16 protein-coding genes are annotated in these 18,191 nt (G+C 68.0%); 9 read left to right on the top strand and 7 right to left on the bottom strand.

Annotated features, from left to right (window positions below; genetic code table 11):
- Nucleotides 1-5: 5 nt before the first annotated feature.
- Together ACE3T2_RS08195 and ACE3T2_RS08190 are read right to left on the bottom strand one after the other, a co-directional pair.
- The gene (locus ACE3T2_RS08195) at nt 6-776 is read right to left on the bottom strand and encodes an SDR family NAD(P)-dependent oxidoreductase (RefSeq protein WP_374656579.1); all 771 of its coding nucleotides are present in this window, start codon (nt 774-776) and stop codon (nt 6-8) included.
- A complete protein-coding gene (locus ACE3T2_RS08190; protein WP_374656577.1) occupies nt 773-1,510 on the bottom strand; it encodes an SDR family NAD(P)-dependent oxidoreductase in 738 nt (245 codons plus the stop codon). Before ACE3T2_RS08190 ends, ACE3T2_RS08195 begins: the two co-directional genes overlap by 4 nt.
- Before the next feature lie 153 nt (nt 1,511-1,663).
- On the opposite strand from ACE3T2_RS08190, the gene ACE3T2_RS08185 reads away from it, so the two are divergent.
- Nucleotides 1,664-2,080, top strand: a complete 417-nt coding sequence (locus ACE3T2_RS08185) for a MerR family DNA-binding transcriptional regulator (RefSeq protein ID WP_374656575.1) — start codon at nt 1,664-1,666, stop codon at nt 2,078-2,080.
- A 21-nt stretch (nt 2,081-2,101) separates the two neighbouring features.
- Here ACE3T2_RS08185 and ubiA read toward each other — a convergent pair whose 3' ends face one another.
- Nucleotides 2,102-3,034: a 4-hydroxybenzoate octaprenyltransferase gene (gene ubiA, locus ACE3T2_RS08180; RefSeq protein ID WP_374656573.1), complete on the bottom strand. Its 933-nt coding sequence runs from the start codon at nt 3,032-3,034 to the stop codon at nt 2,102-2,104.
- A gap of 387 nt (nt 3,035-3,421) precedes the next feature.
- Between ubiA and ACE3T2_RS08175 the strand changes: the two genes are divergently transcribed.
- The 4 genes from ACE3T2_RS08175 (at nt 3,422) to ACE3T2_RS08160 (ending at nt 8,769) form a co-directional block, all read left to right on the top strand.
- Complete coding sequence (locus tag ACE3T2_RS08175; protein ID WP_374656571.1) at nt 3,422-4,219, top strand: class I SAM-dependent methyltransferase; 798 nt, start codon at nt 3,422-3,424, stop codon at nt 4,217-4,219.
- Between the two features lie 108 nt (nt 4,220-4,327).
- Nucleotides 4,328-6,118, top strand: a complete 1,791-nt coding sequence (locus ACE3T2_RS08170; RefSeq protein ID WP_374656569.1) for an ABC transporter ATP-binding protein — start codon at nt 4,328-4,330, stop codon at nt 6,116-6,118.
- A complete protein-coding gene (locus ACE3T2_RS08165; protein WP_374656567.1) occupies nt 6,115-7,902 on the top strand; it encodes an ABC transporter ATP-binding protein in 1,788 nt (595 codons plus the stop codon). Before ACE3T2_RS08170 ends, ACE3T2_RS08165 begins: the two co-directional genes overlap by 4 nt.
- A 66-nt stretch (nt 7,903-7,968) precedes the next feature.
- Nucleotides 7,969-8,769, top strand: coding sequence for a hypothetical protein (locus ACE3T2_RS08160; RefSeq protein WP_374656565.1), 801 nt, complete (start codon nt 7,969-7,971; stop codon nt 8,767-8,769).
- Here the strand turns inward: ACE3T2_RS08160 and ACE3T2_RS08155 are convergent.
- Both ACE3T2_RS08155 and ppk2 read right to left on the bottom strand, forming a co-directional pair.
- Nucleotides 8,766-9,965, bottom strand: a complete 1,200-nt coding sequence (locus ACE3T2_RS08155) for a winged helix-turn-helix domain-containing protein (RefSeq protein WP_374656563.1) — start codon at nt 9,963-9,965, stop codon at nt 8,766-8,768. The two genes, ACE3T2_RS08160 and ACE3T2_RS08155, sit on opposite strands and share 4 nt — an antisense overlap.
- A gap of 12 nt (nt 9,966-9,977) precedes the next feature.
- Nucleotides 9,978-10,748 carry a polyphosphate kinase 2 gene (gene ppk2 / locus ACE3T2_RS08150; protein WP_374656561.1) on the bottom strand — a complete coding sequence of 257 codons (771 nt, stop codon included), beginning with the start codon at nt 10,746-10,748 and terminating at the stop codon, nt 9,978-9,980.
- Between the two features lie 48 nt (nt 10,749-10,796).
- Here ppk2 and ACE3T2_RS08145 point away from each other — a divergent pair, with 48 nt between their 5' ends.
- The 3 genes from ACE3T2_RS08145 (at nt 10,797) to ACE3T2_RS08135 (ending at nt 13,368) form a co-directional block, all read left to right on the top strand.
- Entirely contained in the window at nt 10,797-11,546 is a 750-nt protein-coding gene (locus ACE3T2_RS08145; protein ID WP_374656559.1) for a 16S rRNA (uracil(1498)-N(3))-methyltransferase, read from the top strand.
- Between the two features lie 71 nt (nt 11,547-11,617).
- Nucleotides 11,618-12,976 (top strand): glutamate--cysteine ligase, encoded by a 1,359-nt coding sequence (locus ACE3T2_RS08140; protein ID WP_374656557.1) that lies wholly within the window; start codon nt 11,618-11,620, stop codon nt 12,974-12,976.
- A complete protein-coding gene (locus ACE3T2_RS08135) occupies nt 12,976-13,368 on the top strand; it encodes a GFA family protein (RefSeq protein ID WP_374656555.1) in 393 nt (130 codons plus the stop codon). Before ACE3T2_RS08140 ends, ACE3T2_RS08135 begins: the two co-directional genes overlap by 1 nt.
- A gap of 10 nt (nt 13,369-13,378) precedes the next feature.
- Here ACE3T2_RS08135 and ACE3T2_RS08130 read toward each other — a convergent pair whose 3' ends face one another.
- Complete coding sequence (locus ACE3T2_RS08130; RefSeq protein WP_374656553.1) at nt 13,379-13,876, bottom strand: DUF427 domain-containing protein; 498 nt, start codon at nt 13,874-13,876, stop codon at nt 13,379-13,381.
- A 300-nt stretch (nt 13,877-14,176) separates the two neighbouring features.
- On the opposite strand from ACE3T2_RS08130, the gene ACE3T2_RS08125 reads away from it, so the two are divergent.
- On the top strand, nt 14,177-16,018 hold the full coding sequence (locus ACE3T2_RS08125) for a peptide MFS transporter (RefSeq protein WP_374656551.1): 1,842 nt from the start codon (nt 14,177-14,179) through the stop codon (nt 16,016-16,018).
- Between the two features lie 77 nt (nt 16,019-16,095).
- Here ACE3T2_RS08125 and ACE3T2_RS08120 read toward each other — a convergent pair whose 3' ends face one another.
- A complete protein-coding gene (locus ACE3T2_RS08120; RefSeq protein ID WP_374656549.1) occupies nt 16,096-18,141 on the bottom strand; it encodes a TonB-dependent receptor plug domain-containing protein in 2,046 nt (681 codons plus the stop codon).
- Between the last annotated feature and the right edge of the window lie 50 nt (nt 18,142-18,191).

Raw genomic sequence — 18,191 nt, 5'->3', positions numbered from 1 at the left:
ACGGATCAGGCGTTGCGCGCCATCAGCCCTCCATCGACGGGAATGGTCGCGCCGGTGATGTAGGACGCGGCCGGCAGGCACAGGCTCAGCGTCATGTGCGCCACCTCTTCCGGCTCGCCGTAGCGGAGCAGGGCGGTGCGGCGCTTGGCGAACACCGCCTTCTGGTCGTTGGGGATCGCCGCGGTCATGCCGGTGGCGATCGGGCCGGGGCAGATGCAGTTGACGGTGATCCCCTCGCGGCCGAGTTCGACAGCCAGGGCGCGGGTCAGGCCGGTGACCCCGGCCTTCGCAGCCGCATAGGGACTGTCCATCGCCGTCGCGCCGAGAGCCTCGGTCGAGGCGATGTTGACGATGCGCGGCGCGGCCGACGCGCGCAGGAAAGGCAGGGCCGCACGGATCACCCGCTGATGCGCGCTCAGCAGGATCGCCAGCGAGCGGTCCCAAACCGCGTCGTAGCTGTCGCCGTCGATCGGCGAGAACGCCGAGATTCCGGCGTTGTTGACCACCGCGTCGAGCCCGCCCAGCGCTTGGCCGATCTGTGCGACCGTGGCGGCGATCTCGACAGGATCGGAGACGTCGAGCTTCCAGGCATGCGCCGACAGGCCCTGTTCGCGCAACGCGGCAGCCGCCGACTCCGCCGGTTCGAACAGATGGTCGGTCAGGGCGACATGCGCGCCTTCCTCGGCGAAGGCCCGTGCGGTCGCCAGCCCCATGCCGGAGGCGGCCCCGGTGATCAGCGCGCGGGTTCCCTTCAGGGATCGGCTGAAACGGCTCATAGGCTGAGGCCCCCGTCGACGATCAGGGTCTGGCCCGCCACATAGGCGGCGAGCGGCGAGGCCAGGAACAGCGCCGCCCCGGCCATGTCGGCGGGCTGGCCGAGCCGTCCCATCGGAATGCGCGCCATCGCGCCGCGCAGGCGATCAGGATGCTCAGTGGTGACCTTGGTCAGCTTGGTGTCGACCAGGCCGGGCGCCAGGCCGTTGACCCGAATTCCATCCCCGGCCCAGGCCTGGCCCAGGGTCTTGGTCAGGCTGACCGCCCCGGCCTTGGAGGCGGCGTAGGCCGGGTTGCCGCGATTGGCCTGGAAGCCCGAGACCGAGCTGACGATGACGATGGAGCCTTTCGCGGCGGCCAGCATGTCGTGGAACTTCGCCGCGCAGGCCATCAGGCTGTCGAGGTTGACGGCCATGACGTGGTCCCAGCCCTGCGGCGCGAACTCGCCGCGCTTGTAGACTACCGTGCCCTGGCAGAGCACCAGCACGTCCAGGCGCTCGAACGGCGGGACGTGGGTCTCGATCTCGCCGCGCTCGGCGACGTTCACTTTCGCGTAAACGAGGCCGGCCAGGTCGGAGCCTTCGGCGGGGTCGTAGTCGGCCGGATCGCTCCGTGTGCCCCACACATGGACCTGCGCGCCGCGGTCCTTGAAGCCATGCGCGATCCCATTGCCGATCCCGCTGGAGCCGCCGACGACCAGCACGGTCGCGCCGCTGAAATCCAGGTCTCCCGCCACGGCGTCCTCCCTCGTTTTCGTCATCCTTTCCCGGGCGCCGCCAGGCCACAAGGCTGACCCCACGTCATACTTGACGCGCACGTAAGGCAGGCGTTGGGTTGCAGGGTGACGGGCGCGGAAACAGACGCCCGCCGGGACACTCGGGAGGAAACGATGCTTCAACGGCTTCGCCGTCCGGCGAGCACTTTCACCATCACCCAGCTCTGCCGCGAGTTCTCCACGACGCCGCGCGCGCTCCGCTATTACGAGGAGCAGGGGCTGCTGTCGCCGGCGCGCGACGGCCAGGCGCGGGTCTATTCGTATCGGGACCGGGCTCGGCTCGTGCTGGTGCTGCGCGGCAAGCGGGTCGGCCTGTCGCTGGCGGAGATCCGCGACATCTTCGATCTTTACGACCGCGACGACGGCCTGGTGGCGCAGAACACTCACGCCCTGCGCAAGTACCGCGAGCGGATCGCAGCCTTCGAGGCCCAGCGCCAGGAGATCGACCAGGCCATCGCCGAACTGCACAACGCCAGCGCCCGTCTGGAAGAGCAGCTCGCGGTCCAGGCCGGCAAGGCCGCCTGCGGCTAGCTCATGCGCGTCGGGGGCGGGTCAGAGACCCGCGCCGGTCCCCTTCCACATCCCGGCCGCCAGGGCCAGGAACAGCAGCAGCCCCGCCAGGCTGTTGGACTTGAACAGCGCCAGGGCCAGCGGGCCGTCGTGGATGTCGGTGCGCGCCGCTTGGCGCGACAGGTGCATGCCATAGAGCGCGGCCAGCGGCAGGAACAGCGGCCCCAGCTTGGCGAACCACGCCGTAGCGAGCGCGAGCGCGAAGCACAGCACGTAGAACGCCAGCACGCCCTTCTGCACGCCGGCGCCCAGCCGCCGGGTCGACGACTTGACCCCGGCCAGGGCGTCGTCTTCCAGGTCCTGGATCGCGTAAATCGTGTCGTAGCCCAGGGTCCAGAATATGCCGCTGGCGTAGAGCAGGACCGCCGGCAGGTCGATCCGCCCGGTTGCCGCCGCATAGGCCAGCAGCGCGCCCCAGTTGAAGGTGAGGCCCAGCCAGGCCTGCGGCCACCAGGTGATCCGCTTCATGAACGGGTAGGCCGCAACCAGGCCCAGCGAGGCGACGCCCAGGCCGATGGCCAGCGGTCCCATGGTCACCAGGATCGCCAGCGAGATGAGGCTGCAGATAGCCATGAAGGCGAACGCCTGTTTGAGGCTGATCTGGCCGCTGGCCACTGGGCGCATGGCGGTGCGGGCGACCTTTGCGTCGATATCGCGGTCGACCACGTCATTGAAGGCGCAGCCGGCCGCCCGCATCAGCGCCGCCCCCACCAGGATCTTGGCCAGCAGCCACGGATCGGGCAGGACGCCGACCGTCGCCGCGGCCAGGGCTGCGCCCTGCCAGCCGGGCAGCATCAGCAGCCAGATGCCGGCGGGCCGGTCGAACCGGCCAAGCTTCAGCCACGGCTGCATAGCGGGCGGCGCATGGCGGTCCACCCAGTTGCTGGGGGCCGCGTCGGGGAGCTGGGCGGTCATGGTCCTGGCTTTACTCCGCCTGTGGCGTTGCGGCCACTCCTGCTCTGCAACCAGGCGGTGCGCGTTGAATAACGTCGGTCCATGGCATTGACAGGGCGATTTCATGCGCCCAAGTTCGCGTTCGTCGTCGTTTCGGCCCACAACCATCTGCGAGGGAGGTGATCAGCGTGACAGCATTCAATCATCGACCGCAGATGCCGCTTGTCGCCGTGATCGCCTACGCCGGTAGGTTCCGCGACTAAGTCGCGAGCCGCCCGCCAGCCGGGCCGATCTGCACCGCCATCGCCAACCTGACCGCGCGGAATCCCGCGCGTCCATGGCGCTCCTCGATACCCCGGATTTTCTGCGCCACGCGCCTGGAGTCCGTCCGTCTCGAAAGACGACGACATGACATTCGCCGAAGCCGTTCCGGCTCAGCCGAACGCCCCGCAACCCAATCGTTATGGGGCGATGTGCGCCGAGGTCTACGACCTCGACAAGCCGCCGGGCAGCCTGCCCGACGTGGACTTCTATCTGGACCGCCTCTCCATGGTCTCCGGACCGATCCTGGAGGCTGGCGTGGGAACCGGCCGCCTGCTCGTCCCGCTTCTCGAGGCTGGACTGGAGGTGGAGGGCTTCGACCGCTCGGCCGACATGCTCGCCGCCTGCGCCCGCAACTGCATCGTACGCGGCCTTTCGCCCGTGCTCCGCCAGGCCAGGTTCCAGGACTTCGCCTACGACCGCAGCTTTGCGGCCGTCCTCGTGCCGGTCGGGACCTTCTGCCTGATCGACGACTTCGGCGAGGCGCTGGCGGTCCTTCGGCGGTTCTTCGATCATCTGGCGCCCGGCGGGCGGCTGATGATCGACCTGCCGCCGCTGGGCTACCTGGCCAACGAGCGCCCGGACATCCGTACCTGGACGACGCCTGCGGGCGATCTCCTACGGATAGAGGGGCGGGCCGTGGAGATCGACCTTCTACGCCAGCGGCGCGTGACTCACGACCGCTACGAACGCTGGCGTGAAGGGCGCCTGGTGGAGTCCGAGCTGGAGGTCATGGCCTTCCGTCTCTGGGGCCTGAAGGAGTTCGAGATGGCGCTCGCCGCGGCGGGCTTCGTCCAGATCTCCGTCGGCGCCGATCACCAGGCGGGCAAACGGCCGGGCCGGTCCAGCCGAATCCTCAACTTCGAGGCCCTGCGACCCGAATAGGGGCGCGGCAGAGGCGCCGGGGAACGTGCTCCCCCACGGACCCCGGCGCCCATCCTCGATCTTCCGTTCATTCCGGCTCCAGGCCGGACCGATTTTGCGAAATGTCCGATGAGCGAATTTTACGACGACGAAGACGACAACCGTCCCCGAAGTCTCAGCAACATGCAGGTGCTGGGCTTCATGGCGAGCCACTGGATGGCCGAACCGCGCAAGTTCGCGGCGATCATCGGCCTGGGCCTCCTGGCTACCGTCTGCGACCTCTCTATTCCCTGGGCCACGAGTGGGCTGATCAATGCTGTCTCCGCTCCCGAGAAGGTGACAAGCGCCGCCTGGATCGCCTGGATCTCGCTGTCGGGCCTGTACCTGACCTTCTACATGGCGCGGACCAGCATGTTCCGCGTCATGAACGGCTTCTACGCCCGGATCATGTCGCGGATGGTCAAGCAGGGCTTCGCGCGGGTCCAGGCGTTCTCGGCCGACTGGCACGCCTCGAACTTCGCCGGCGCCACGGTGCGCCGGGTCAGCCGCGCCATGTGGGGCTATGACAGCGCCTCGGACGCCCTCATCGGGATGCTGATCCCGACCGTCTTGGTGCTGGGCGGGCTGGCGGTCTCCATCGGCCTGCGCTGGCCGGTGGCGGGTCTGTTCGTGACCGTCGTGATCGCGGCCTTCGCGGCGTACAATATCCTGATGTCGACCCGCTATGTGCGGCCGGCGAACCTCAAGTCTACCGCCCTCGATTCGGAGATCGGCGCAGCCCTGGCCGACGCCATCGGGGCCAACCCCACCGTGAAGAGCTTCGGCGCCGAAGCGCGGGAGGAGGCGCGGTTCGCCAGGACCGCCGACGCCTGGCGCTGGGCGGTCAACAATACCTGGGACCGCTTCAACGTAGTGGGCCTGGGTCAGAACGTCCTGCTGATCATCCTGCAGGCGGGCCTGACCGGCTTCCTGGTCCATGCCTGGTCGCAGGGCCGCGCCACACCTGGCGACGTGGCGTTCGCGATCACCTCGTTCATCGTCATGGCCGGCTACATGCGCAACTTCAGCGAGATCACCCAGATGCTCCAGAAGGGCTTGGACGACATGCTGGATGTGGCGACGTACATGCGTACCGATCCGCAGCTGAAGGACGTGGCGAACGCCGCGCCATTCCGCGGGGAGCTGGGCGAGATCGTCTTCGACCGCGTCACCTTCGGCTACGAGACCCAGCCGCGGCCGCTCTATGAGCGCTTCACCCTGGTGGTGGCGCCCGGCGAGCGGATCGCCCTGGTCGGGCCGACCGGCTCGGGCAAGTCGACCTTCGTCAAGCTGGTTCAGCGCCTGTACGACGTGCAAGAGGGCCGCATCCTGATCGATGGTCAGGATGTCTCCAAGGTCGCCCAGACCAGCCTGCGCCAGGCCATCGCCGTCGTGCCGCAGGACCCGGCCCTGTTCCACCGCTCGATCGCCGAGAACATCGCCTACGCCCGCCCTGACGCGACCCCGGAAGAGGTGATGTTGGCGGCCCGGCGCGCCCGTGCGCATGACTTCATCGATCGCCTGCCCAAGGGTTACGACACGCCCGTCGGCGAGCGAGGCGTGAAGTTGTCGGGCGGCGAGCGGCAGCGGGTGGCCATCGCCCGGGCCTTCCTGGCCGATGCGCCGATCCTGGTGCTGGACGAGGCGACCTCGTCGCTGGACGTGGAGACCGAGCGTCAGGTCCAGGCGGCCATGGAGGAGCTGATGGTCGGCCGCACCACCATCGTGATCGCCCACCGCCTCTCGACCATCCGCGGCGCGGACCGGATCCTGGTCTTCGACCGCGGCCGGATCGTCGAGGAGGGGCGGCACAACGAACTGATCGAACGGGGCGGCGCCTATGCGCGCCTGCACGCCGTCACCGAAGGAACGACCCAGTGACCGAGCATTACGAAGATACTGAGGACACCAAGGAGCGGGTCCTCTCCAACAAGAAGGTGCTGGGCTTCATCGCCCGCTTCTGGATGCGGCGGCCGATCCTGCTGACCGCCTGTGTGGTGCTGACCCTGGTGTCGGTCGGCTTCGATCTGGCCTTGCCCTGGGCCGCGGGCAAGCTGGTCGATGCGGTCGCGGCCGGCCCCGCGCGCGCGGACCTGGCCTGGAGCGCGTGGGGGCTGTTCGTGGGCGTCTATCTGGCCTTCGCGATCATCCGCAACGTCAGCTTCCGGTTCTGGAACCCGCTGGCGGCGGCCAACATGAAGGAGATGACCGACGAGGGCTTCCAGCGTGTCCAGTCGTTCTCCGCCGACTGGCACGCCGACACCTTCGCCGGCTCCACCGTGCGCCGGCTCAGCCGGGCCATGTGGGGCTACGACATGGTGTCGGACGCCGTGGTGCTCTGGCTCGGCCCGGCCATGCTGGTCCTGTTCGGCCTCTCGGGCGTGATGATCGCCCGCTGGCCCAGCGTCGGCCTGTTCTCGCTGGCGGTAGTGATCCTCTATGTTGTCTCGAACATCGTCCTGACCGCCAAGTACGTGCGGCCGGCGAACCTGAAGTCGGTCGCTCTCGACAGCCGCATCGGCGGCGCCCTGGCCGACTCGCTCTCGTCCAACCCGACGGTGAAGGCCTTCGGCGCCGAAGCGCGCGAAGAGGCGCGGATCGGCGGCATCACCGCGCTCTGGCGGCGACTGACCCTGACCACCTGGACGCGGTTCATCAACGTCTGGCTCTGGCACAACCTGCTGCTGGTCGGCCTCCAGGCCGGCCTGACGGGCCTGCTGCTGCGGCTGTGGGCGAGAGGGGAAGCGAGCGCCGGCGACGTCGCCTTCGCCATCACCTCGTTCATGCTGATGAGCGGCTATCTGCGCAACATCGGCGAGAACATCCGCATGATGCAGAAGGGCCTGGACGACGTCGAGGACGTGGCCCGCTACGCCCAGACCGAGCCGCAGGTGAAGACCGCGCCCAACGCCCCGGCCTTCGCCGGCCAGCTGGGCGAGATCGTCTTCGAGAAGGCGACCTTCCGATACAAGTCCGCCGACGAGCCGCTCTATCGCGATTTCTCCCTGCGCGTCGCGCCTGGCGAGAAGGTCGCGCTGGTCGGCCCGACGGGGGCGGGCAAGTCGACCTTCGTCAAGCTGATCCAACGGCTCTACGACCTGCAGGACGGCCGCATCCTGATCGACGGGCAGGACATCGCCCATGTCGATCAGGGCGCCCTGCGCCGCGCCATCGCCGTGGTGCCGCAGGACCCGGCGCTGTTCCATCGGACCATCGCCGAGAACATCGCCTACGCCCGGCCGCAGGCGACGGAGAAGGAGATCGCGCTGGCGGCCCGCCGCGCCCGCGCACACGACTTCATTGAGCGGTTGCCCGGCGGCTACCAGACCCTGGTCGGTGAGCGGGGCGTGAAGCTGTCGGGCGGCGAGCGGCAACGGGTGGCCATCGCCCGTGCCTTCCTGGCCGATGCGCCGATCCTGGTGCTGGACGAGGCCACCTCGTCGCTGGACGTGGAGACCGAGCGCCAGGTCCAGGCGGCCATGGAGGAGCTGATGGTCGGCCGCACAACCATCGTCATCGCCCACCGGCTTTCGACCATCCGCGGCGCGGACCGCATCCTGGTCTTCGATCAGGGCCGCATCGTCGAGGAGGGACGCCACGCCGAGCTGGTGAGCAAGGGGGGCGCCTATGCCCGCCTGCACGCCGTGACCGAGGGCGTCATCTGACGCTGACACGGGGATGGCGCCCCGTGTTAGACAACCCCCAGGGCCTCGAGGCCCTGGGGGTTTTTCATGTCGTATGTCGAGCAGGTGGTTCAGTGGTTGCGTGATCGGTTGGCGCGCGATCCGCCGCTGGCCGATCCGCGCGAGCTGAACTCGGTCCTCCGCGTGCTGGCGATCTGGCGTTCGCGCGCCATCGGCGACGCCTATGTGCGCCACCATGGTGCGAAGGTCCTGCAAGGGCCGTTCGCGGGCATGGAATACCTGACCGTCGCGACGGAAGGCGCCCTGACGCCGCGGTTGATCGGGACCTACGAGTCCGAGCTGCATCCCTATCTCGCCCGCTTCGCCGCCGATGCGCCGGACTGCGTAATCGATGTCGGCTGCGCCGAGGGCTACTACGCTGTCGGGCTGGCGCGGATGATGCCGGGCGTCACCGTCCACGCCTTCGACATCCAGGAGAAGGCGCGCGCCGCCTGCGCCGATCTCGCCGCCCGCAACGGCGTCCAGGGCCGGGTGATTATCGGTGAGCGGTTCGAGCCGGACGGCTTCGAGGCGTTCAAGGACCGCCGCTGCCTGGTGCTGGTCGATATCGAGGGGGCGGAGGACGATCTGCTCCGTCCAGATCTGTCGCCGGCGCTGGCGGGGATGAACCTCATCGTCGAGACCCACGACGTCTATCGCAAGGGCGTGCTGGAGCGGCTCGTCGAGCGCTTCACCCCGACCCACGACATCGTGCGACTGGACCCTCAGCCCAAGACCCTGCCGCTGCCGGACTTCCTGAAGGGCGCCGGCCACCTCGACCAGCTCCTGGCGGTGTGGGAATTCCGCCTCGCCGCCACGCCGTGGCTGGTGATGACGCCGAAGGCCTAGGCGACAGCCGCCGCCAACTGCGCCGCCAAGTCGCCCTTGGGCGCGACCTCGACGCGGTCGAGCCCCAGCCAGTCGGCCATCAGCCGCAGTTCGGCCGCCAGCAGCTCCGGCGTCACCGCGTCCGCGTCGGGCTCGGCGTGCGTGGCCTGGACCATAAGCACGCCCTTCTTGCGCTCGGCCTTCAGGTCGACGCGGGCCGTGATCGCCTCGCCCTGCAGGAAGGGCAGGACGTAATAGCCGTGCACCCGCTTGTGCGCGGGGGTGTAGATCTCCAGCCGCACCCGGGTCCCGAACAGCCGTTCGGTCCGCTCGCGGAACCAGATCAGGTTGTCGAACGGCGAGAGCAGCGCGTTGGCGAGGATTTTCCGCGGTCGGCGCGCCTCGCGATGCAGGTAGGCGGCGCCGTCCCAGCCCTTGACCTTCGTCTCGACGAGGTCGCCCGCCTCCACCAGCTCGGCGATGCGCGCCTTGGTCTCGGCGACACCCATGCGGAAGTAGTCGCGCAGATCGCGCTCGGTCGCGACGCCTTGGGCGCGGGCGGCGATGCGAAGCAGCTCGCGCTGCGCTTCCGCGCGGGGCGGCGGCTCGCCGCGCGCCTCCTTGGGCAGCACCTTGTCTGGCAGGCCATAGACCCGCTCGAACGTGCCGCGTCGGGTGGCGGTGGTCAGGTCGCCGACCCAGAACAGGCTCTCCAGCGCCCGCTTGCCCTCGCTCCAGCCCCACCAGCTGCCGGCGCCCTTGGCCCCGAGGCTGAGCTCCGAGGCCGGCATCGGCCCGCGGGTCTCGATCTCGGCCAGGCACTTGTCGATGAAGTCGGCATGGGTGCGCAGGAAGCGGGCGATTCCCTTCCAGGTGCCGACGCCCTCGCGCGCGTCGTCCATCCGCCAGCGCAGCAGCCGGTGGGTGGCCGCCGGCAGTAGCGAGGCCTCGTGCGCCCAGTACTCGACAAGGGCCGGCCGCTTGCCCCACGCAACTTCTTCCAGCAGCGGCCGCGGATAGGCGCCCAGGCGCGAGAAGGCCGGCAGATAGTGGGTGCGCGAGACGACGTTCACCGAATCGATCTGGATCACGCCCAGCCGCTCGATGGTCTTCAGCAGATGCCGCTTGCCGGGCGTCTCGGGCCGCTTGTCGGCGAAGCCCTGCGCAGCCAGTGCGATGCGCCGCGCCTCGCGCGCCGAGATCACCTCCGCCCCCACCTGACGCTCCTGCTACGTGTTGAGCCGTTCGATGACGTCGATCTTGAACGGGAACAGGATGTTCGGATCCGGTTCGTCTACGCCGCCCGCGATGTCCTCGGGAGCGATGGTCCTGATGACGTGGCGCATGACGTTGATTCGCGCCTGCTTCTTCTTGTCGGTGACGACGCAGGTCCAGGGCGCGAGCGGGGTGTGGGTGCGGGTCAGCATCTCGTTTCGCGCAGCGCTGTAATCGTCCCATTTTTCCTGGGCGACGTCGTCCAGCGGGCTGGTCTTAAGCGCCTTCAGCGGGTCCTCGCGGCGCTCCTTCAGCCGTTGCGCCTGTTCATCGCGGCTGATGTCGAGCCAGATCTTCACCAGCTTCAGGCCGCTCTCGATCAGCATCTCCTCGAAGTGCGGGACATCGCGCAGGAAGGTCTCCTGCTGGGCCGGGGTGGAGAAGCCCATCACCCGCTCGACGCCGGCGCGGTTGTACCAGGACCGGTTGAAGATCACGACCTGGCCGGCGGCCGGCAGGTGCGGCACGTACCGTTGGAAATACCATTGACTGCTTTCCAGCTCGGTCGGCTTGGGCAGGGCCACCACCCGCGTGGCGCGGATCGACAGATGCTCGACCATCCGGCTGATCGCACCATCCTTGCCGGCGGCGTCGCGGCCTTCGAAGATGATCAGCGCCTTGTCGCCGCCCTTCATGGCCTGCTGTTGGTACTTCACAAGGGCGAGCTGCAATTTGGCGAGCTCGGTCTCGTAGGCGTCGTCTTTTTCGGTGTCGGACTTTCCCATAAGCGGAGCCTAGTCCTGATCGCACGCGCAGGGCTAGAACCTCGTTCCATGATCCGCCTCTATGTCGCCGCAGACCTCGCCCAGGGCGTCGCCCTCGCCCTCGATCAGGGCCAGAGCCACTACCTTGTCTCCGTCATGCGCCGCGCCGTCGGCGACGAAGTTCTGGTCTTCAACGGCCGCGACGGCGAATGGCGCACCACGATCGAAGTTTTGGGCAAGCGGGGCGTCATCGTCCGCCCGACCGCCCAGGAGCGCCCTCAGGCGATCGGCCCAGACGTCGATCTCGTGGTCGCCCTGGTCAAGCGCGCCCGCGTCGAGACCATCGCCGAGAAGGCCGCCGAGCTGGGCGCGCGCCGTGTGCGCCTGGTGATCACCGAGCGCACCAACCCAGAGCGGACCCGCATCGACCGCCTGTCGGCCATCGCCGCCGAGGCCGCCGAACAGACGGGCCGCCTGGACGTGCCGCAGATCTTCGAGCCGGTGAAGCTCTCCAGGCTGATCGAAGAGTGGGAGCCCCCACGCCGCCTGCTGTTCTGCGACGAGGCCGGAGACGCAAAGCCGGTGCTGGACGCCTTGGCCGGCGCCGCGCCTGCGCCCTGGGCGATCCTGATCGGCCCCGAGGGCGGCTTCTCGCCCGCTGAGCGAGAAACCTTGCGGAACCTTCCCTATGCGACGCCCGCTACGCTGGGACCGAGGATCCTTCGGGCAGACACCGCCGCGATCAGCGCGCTGACCCTGTGGCAGGCCGCCCGGGGCGACTGGCGTGAGGGCGATTGGCGGGGCCTTGAGGTTTCCTGAATTGCGCCCACCTGTCTGAACGGCGTAAAGATCGCGCCGTTTTGTTCCCAGGGACTACTAGGGAGAACCAGATGGCCGACGTCGTGACCGACGACCGACCCCTCACGCTTGAGGACCTCGTCCGCTGGTTCGAGGCTGGCGAAAAGCCGGCCAGCGCTTGGCGCGTGGGCGCCGAGCACGAGAAGTTCGTCTTCCGCCTCGGCACGTACGACCCCATCCCCTACGAAGGCCCAGCGGGCATCCAGGCCCTGCTGAACGGCCTCACCCGCTTCGGCTGGCAAGGTGTGTACGAGGGCGACAACATCATCGCCCTGGAGCGCGGCAAGGCCAATGTGAGCCTGGAGCCGGGCGGCCAGTTCGAACTCTCCGGCGCGCCGTTGGAGACCATGCACGACATCTGCGAGGAGACCGGCCAGCACCTGGAGGAGGTCAAGACCGTCGCCGACGAGCTCGGCCTAGGCTTCCTAGGCCTTGGCTTCACGCCGATCTGGCGGCGCGACGAGATTCCGGTCATGCCCAAGGGCCGCTACAAGATCATGCGGCAGTACATGCCCAAGGTCGGCAAGCTCGGCCTCGACATGATGTTCCGCACCTGCACGGTCCAGGCCAATCTCGACTTCAGCTCCGAAGCCGACATGGTGGCCAAGTTCCGCACCAGCCTGGCCCTGCAGCCGATCGCCACCGCGCTTTTCGCCAATTCGCCCTTCATCGAGGGCAAGCCCAGCGGCTTCCTGTCCTCGCGCGCCAATGTCTGGACCGACACCGATCCGGACCGCACGGGCATGCTCGACTTCGTGTTCGCCGACGGCTTCGGCTACGAGACCTACGCCAACTACGCCCTCGACGTGCCGATGTACTTCGCCAAGCGCGGCGGCCAGTACGTCGACCTCGCCGGCCGCTCGTTCCGCAAGTTCATGGCCGGCGAGCTGGAAGAGCTGCCCGGCGACCGCCCGTCGATCAAGGACTGGGCCGACCACACCACCACCGCCTTCCCCGAGGTGCGTCTGAAGCAGTACCTGGAGATGCGTGGCGCCGATTCCGGCCCCTGGAGCCGCCTCTGCGCCCTGCCGGCGCTGTGGGCGGGCGTCTTCTACGACCAGGCCGCGCTCGCGGCCGCTTGGGACCTCTGCAAGGACTGGCAGGTCGAGGACCACGAACGTCTGCGCGCGGACGTCGCGCGCCTCGGCCTGAAGGCGCAGGTCGGCGGCCGCAGCGTCCAGGACGTGGCCAAGGACATGGTCGCCATCGCCCGGCAGGGCCTCAAGAACCGCAACCGGCTCAGCGCCGGCATGGTCGACGAGACGGGCTATCTTTCGGAACTGGAAGAGATCGCCGACAGCGGCGTCACGCCGGCCGAACGCCTGCTCGACCTCTACAACGGCCCCTGGAAGGGCGACGTTCGCCGCGTGTTCGAGGACTTCGCTTACTGATGCCGCTGCTCAACGGATCGTGCCACTGCGGCGCGGTCCGCTTCGAGCTGCATGGCGAGATCGCCGAACTCACCACCTGCGACTGCTCGCTGTGCGTGAAGAAGAACGCGGTGATGGCCAAGGTGCACGAGAGCGCCCTGACCGTCACGGCCGGCGAGGACGTGCTCTCGCTCTATCAATGGAACACCCGGCGGGCGAAGCACTACTTCTGCAGTCGCTGCGGCATCTACACCTTCCACCGCAAGCGGGCCGCGCCCGACCACTACGGCGTCAACGTCTTCTGCCTCGACGGCTTCGACGCCGCCGCGATCCCCGTCCGAGCGACCGAGGGGATCGGCATGACCGTAGAGGATCTCGCGGCCCGTCCCGAATGGCCCGGGCCGCGGGCCTGAAGGTTCGTCCCTAGACCACGCCGCCGTCGCGGGTCGGGCTCTCGACGTTGGGCGGCCAGTGGTCGCGCTGGCTTGCGCCCGATCCGCTGTCGGTGTGTTGAACGATGTCGTCCACCGCGGCGTGCGGGTGCTTGGGATCGACCAGCATGTCCTCGACCGCATAGACCTCGACCTTGTCGGGATAGAAGGCCAGCCGCCCGCGGATCGCCTCCATGGCCGGATATGGCTCCTCGTAGGTCCAGACCGCGTTCTCGGCGAAACGGCCGTCCATCAGGATCGTGTAATAGGCGGCGTCGCCCTTGTACGGGCAATGGGTGTGCCGATCGGTGCGCGAGAAGTACTCCATCGAGACGTCCGCGCGCGGGAAATACACCACCGGCGAATAGTTCGCCTCGGTCAGGATCAGCACGTCCCCGCTGTCGGCGATGACGTGGTCGCCGTACATGGCTCGCCAGCGCGTCCTGGCCGGGGCGATGTCGATGGGGTGGTCGGGGCCGGGTGTCAGCATGGACGCTCCTCCTTCGCCGGAACCAACGCCTGACATGGCCCTGCGGCTCCCTCTACGCCAGAGCGGGTTGAGGAAAAGTGCGAACGGCCTTCCGCCTGCAACCCGCTCTAAACTTTTGAAGCGCGAGCCGGATGAGATCAGGCGACGCCGCCTGATCTCATCCGGCTCCAGGAGGGCTGGAAGCCGATTGCTTGTGCTTGGGCCTTCCGCGTGATCTTCTCCCGCCAAACCAGCCCGGCGGGGAGGAAACGACCCCAAAGCAAACGCCGGCCGTCCAAGGAATCGGAACACTAGGCCCTCATGAACATCGTAGTCCTTCTGGGGATCGTCATCACATTGGCGACCGGGATCCCCGTGCTCTTGCAGTTGCTGAAACAGCATCCGCGCGGATTGATCATCCTGTTCTTCGCCGAGATGTGGGAGCGGTTCTCTTACTACGGGATGCGGGGCATCCTGATCTTCTACCTGACGCAGCACCTGCTGTTCGACGACGCCACCGCTGGAGCGCAGTACGGCTCCTACACCAGTCTGGTCTATCTTCTGCCGCTGCTCGGCGGCCTGCTGGCCGACCGTTATCTCGGCACCCGCAAGGCGGTGGCCTTCGGGGCACTGCTTCTGGTCGCCGGCCACCTGACCATGGCGGTCGAAGGCACGCCCGCCACCCAGCAGCTGGTTTATGGCGGCCAGAAATACGAGGTGGTGGCCGAGGGGCGGATGGAGTCGCGCAGCGTCAAGCTGATGGTCGGCGACAAGCCCTACGACTTCGGTCCCGCCGCGGGCGGCGGCCTGGAGATCAAGGGTCTGCAAGCCGGCGGCGCCCTGCCGACGGTGCTGCCGGAAGGCAGCTACACCATGGAGAAGCAGGTCGATCCGCTCAGCAAGAACGCCTTCTACCTGGCGGTCTCGCTGATCATCATGGGCGTGGGCTTCCTCAAGCCGAATATCTCGACCATCGTCGGTCAGCTCTATCCGCAGGGCGACCCGCGCCGCGATTCGGGCTTCACCCTCTACTACTATGGCATCAACCTCGGGGCGTTCTGGGCCTCGGTGCTCTGCGGCCTGCTGGGCCAGACGGTCGGCTGGTGGGCCGGCTTCGGCCTTGCCGGCGTCGGCATGGCGCTGGGCTGGGTCGTCTTCGTGTTCGGCAAGCGCTACCTCGAAGGCAAGGGCGAGCCGCCGAGCCTTGAGGTGCTCAAGGCCCGTGTCGCGGGCCCGATCAACCGTGAATGGCTGATCTATATCGGCGGGGTGCTGGGCGTGATCCCGGTCTGGTTCCTGGTCCAGAGCAACCAGCTGGTCGGCTACGCGCTCAGCATCTCGACCGTGCTGGCCCTGGTCTTCATCGCCTACTTCCTGGCGGTGAAGTGCACCAAGATCGAGCGGGAGCGGATGATGCTGGCCCTGGTGCTGATCTTCGGCTCCGTGGTCTTCTTCACCTTGTTCGAACAGGCGGGGACTTCGCTGAACCTGTTCGCGGCGCGCAACGTCGATCTGATGGGCATCTCGGCCGCGCAGACCCAGTCGTTCAACGCCGGCTTCATCCTGATCTTCGCCCCGATCTTCGCGGCCCTCTGGGCCTGGCTCGGCGCGCGCGGCAAGGACCCGAACCCGGTGCTGAAGTTCGGCTTCGGCCTGCTGCAGGTCGGTCTCGGGTTCCTGGTCGTGGTCTGGGCACAGGGCATGGCCGACGAGAACTATCGCCTGCCGCTTATCATGCTGGCCCTGCTCTACATGCTGCACACGACGGGCGAGCTCTTCCTGTCGCCGGTCGGCCTGTCGGAAGTGACCAAGCTCTCGGTCGCCTCGGTGGTGTCCTTCATGATGGCGGTGTGGTTTCTGGCCTCGTCCATCGCCCAGTTCGTCGGCGGCCTGATCGCCGGCGCCATGGGCACTGAGACCGTGGGCGGCCAGGTGCTGGACCCCGCTGCGGCCCTGGCCACCTCGATGAAGGGCTTCACTCAGCTCGGCTGGGCCGGCGTCGGGGTCGGGGTGGTCTTCGTCGCCCTCAGCTTCTTCATCAAGCACTGGTCGCACGGCGCCAATGACCCGGTCCGCGCGCAGCCGGAGCCGATCGCCCCGGTGCTGGACGGCGAACGCCAGGCGGTGAGCCCGGCGGCGATCCGCGCCGACCGCGAGAGCTGATCCAAGACTCGTCGTCAGATGAAAGGGCCGGCCGCCGTGAGGCGCCCGGCCCTTTTTTCATGTCTGCTTCCGGGGACTTAGGTCCCGAATGTCTTGCGCACGCGGACCCAGTAGATGGAGCCGATCTGAATGTCGCGGTCGTCTACGTATTGCAGCGGCGTGGTGCTGCGCGGACCGTCGTAGATCGCCCGGGTGTGGCGGAAGCCTCGTGAGGTCGCGTTCTGGATCTCTGCTCTGACCACGATGTCGCCGCGCGGCTTCCATTCGATGAACGGGGTCACGAACGTCTTCAGCTTGTCCGTCGTCACCTCGTCGAAGCGATAGAAGCTCTCGCGCCAGCCGCCGAACACGTCGACGCCCCAGTTTAGCCGATAGGTCGGCAGGTCGTGGGTGAAGTGCAACTCCCACTCGACGGGTTTCAGGTTCGATATCTCGCGCTTGTCGCCGGTCGTCGGGTCGGTGACCTCGGATCGGCGCCACGTCGATTCACCGCGGATGGTCGCCCCCTTGAAGCCGAACGGCTCCAGCGGCAGGTTCAGATTCACCGCAATCTCGTCCTTGGTTCCATCGCCGATGTTGCTCGGCGCGTCGAACACGCCGGTGGGCAGGAAGGTCGGCGCCCGGTCGATGACGTCGGTCAGGGCGAAGTGGCGGGCGGTCAGCACGATCACCACGCCGTTGGCGAAGCGCTGTTCGACCGCGGCCTCGCTGACCCAGGCCTGTTCCGGCGACAGGTCCGGATTGCCGGCGGTGATCACACCGGTGTTCAGCGAGGATTCGGCGACGAAGTCGTCGAAGTTCAGTTGGGCGACCACGCGCTCGAAGCGCATGCGCAGTTGGGTCGACTTGGTCGGCGCCCAGGTCGCCGCAACCCGGGGCTTCAGGAAGTAGAGCGTCTTCTCAAGGTCGACATCGCCGCTCGATTCGATCGCCGAGCCCTCGTAGCGAAGGCCCGCTTCCAGCGTCCATTGCGGCGACGGGCGCCAGACGCCCTTGGCGAACACCTCGCCGCGGCGCTCCTCGACGCGAACGTTCGCCGCCGGCAGCGGCACGGCCACGCCGTTGCGGGCGTAGCTTGTCTTGCTCTCCAGCACGTTGACCGCCACTTCGCCGCCCGTCTCAAGCGACAGACGTTCGCTCGGCTGGTGCTTGAAGACCGCCCGGCCGATGGTCTCGCTGGTCTTGCGGTCGAGGGCGAAGGCCGAGGTGAGCGACGGGGAACGCGACACCGAGGAAATGTCGCGCTGCGCGTCCTGGCGGATGCCGATCAGCTCCATCGATGTGCGCGCGCCGAGATCGCGAATGAAGCTGCCGCCGACCTCGGTCTCCAGCTTGTCGGAATTCTCGATGCCCGAGCTGTATTCCAGCGCCGGAAACCGCACGACGGTCTGTTCGTCGAACTTGTAGTCGTCGTTAAAAAGCCGCGCGTTGATCTTGGCGCGCCCGCCCAGAAGCGGCATGGCGTACGAGCCGGTCAGCGTCGTCTGGACGGTGTCGCCTTCCTCGTCGATATCCGAGCGGCGCAGCACGGTCCCGTCGGGGGCGACCCGCACGCCGGGGCCTTCGCCCGAACCGTCGTCGATGCCCTTGCCGTAGGTGGCCGAGGCCTCCCAGGCGCGCGAGCCGTCGCCGCCCGAGAGCTCCACCCGGCCGGTCAGGGTCTGGCGGCCGTCATAGACGGCCCGACCGGACACCGCGGCGACGCCCTGGAAGCCGCCGCCCGGCTTGCGGATCACGTTGGCCAACACCGACTTGCCCTGCATGTCGATGCCGGGCGCGCCGCCGCGGATCAGGTCGATGCGGGCGACTTGCGAGGCCGGCACCCGGCGCAGGATTTCTTCGAGGTTGTCGGTCTTGGTGGCCGGACGCTGGCCGTCCAGCAGCACGTTGCCCGCCGCACCCTCGAAGCCGCGCACCGTGTCGCCGGTGTCCACGGCGAAGCCCGGCAGGCGCGAAAGCATGTCCAGGGCCGTCGTCGGCTGCGAGGCGGCGAAGAATTCGGGCGGATAGGCGATCACGCCCTCAGTCGGCGCCGCCGCAGGCTGCGTGGCCAGGGCCGCACCATCTTGCGCCGGCTGGGCGGCGCCGATGGCGAGTGCGGACGCAAAAGCCGAAACAAGCATGTAACAAACTCCCCCAAGGTCGCTCGCAAGTGACCTGCGTCGATCGGGGG

This window comes from Phenylobacterium sp. (genome assembly GCF_041919955.1).
Classification (GTDB): Bacteria; Pseudomonadota; Alphaproteobacteria; order Caulobacterales; family Caulobacteraceae; genus Phenylobacterium.
The sequence above is the reverse complement of the archived record's forward strand: the minus strand, read 5'-3'. Positions and strand labels throughout refer to the sequence as shown.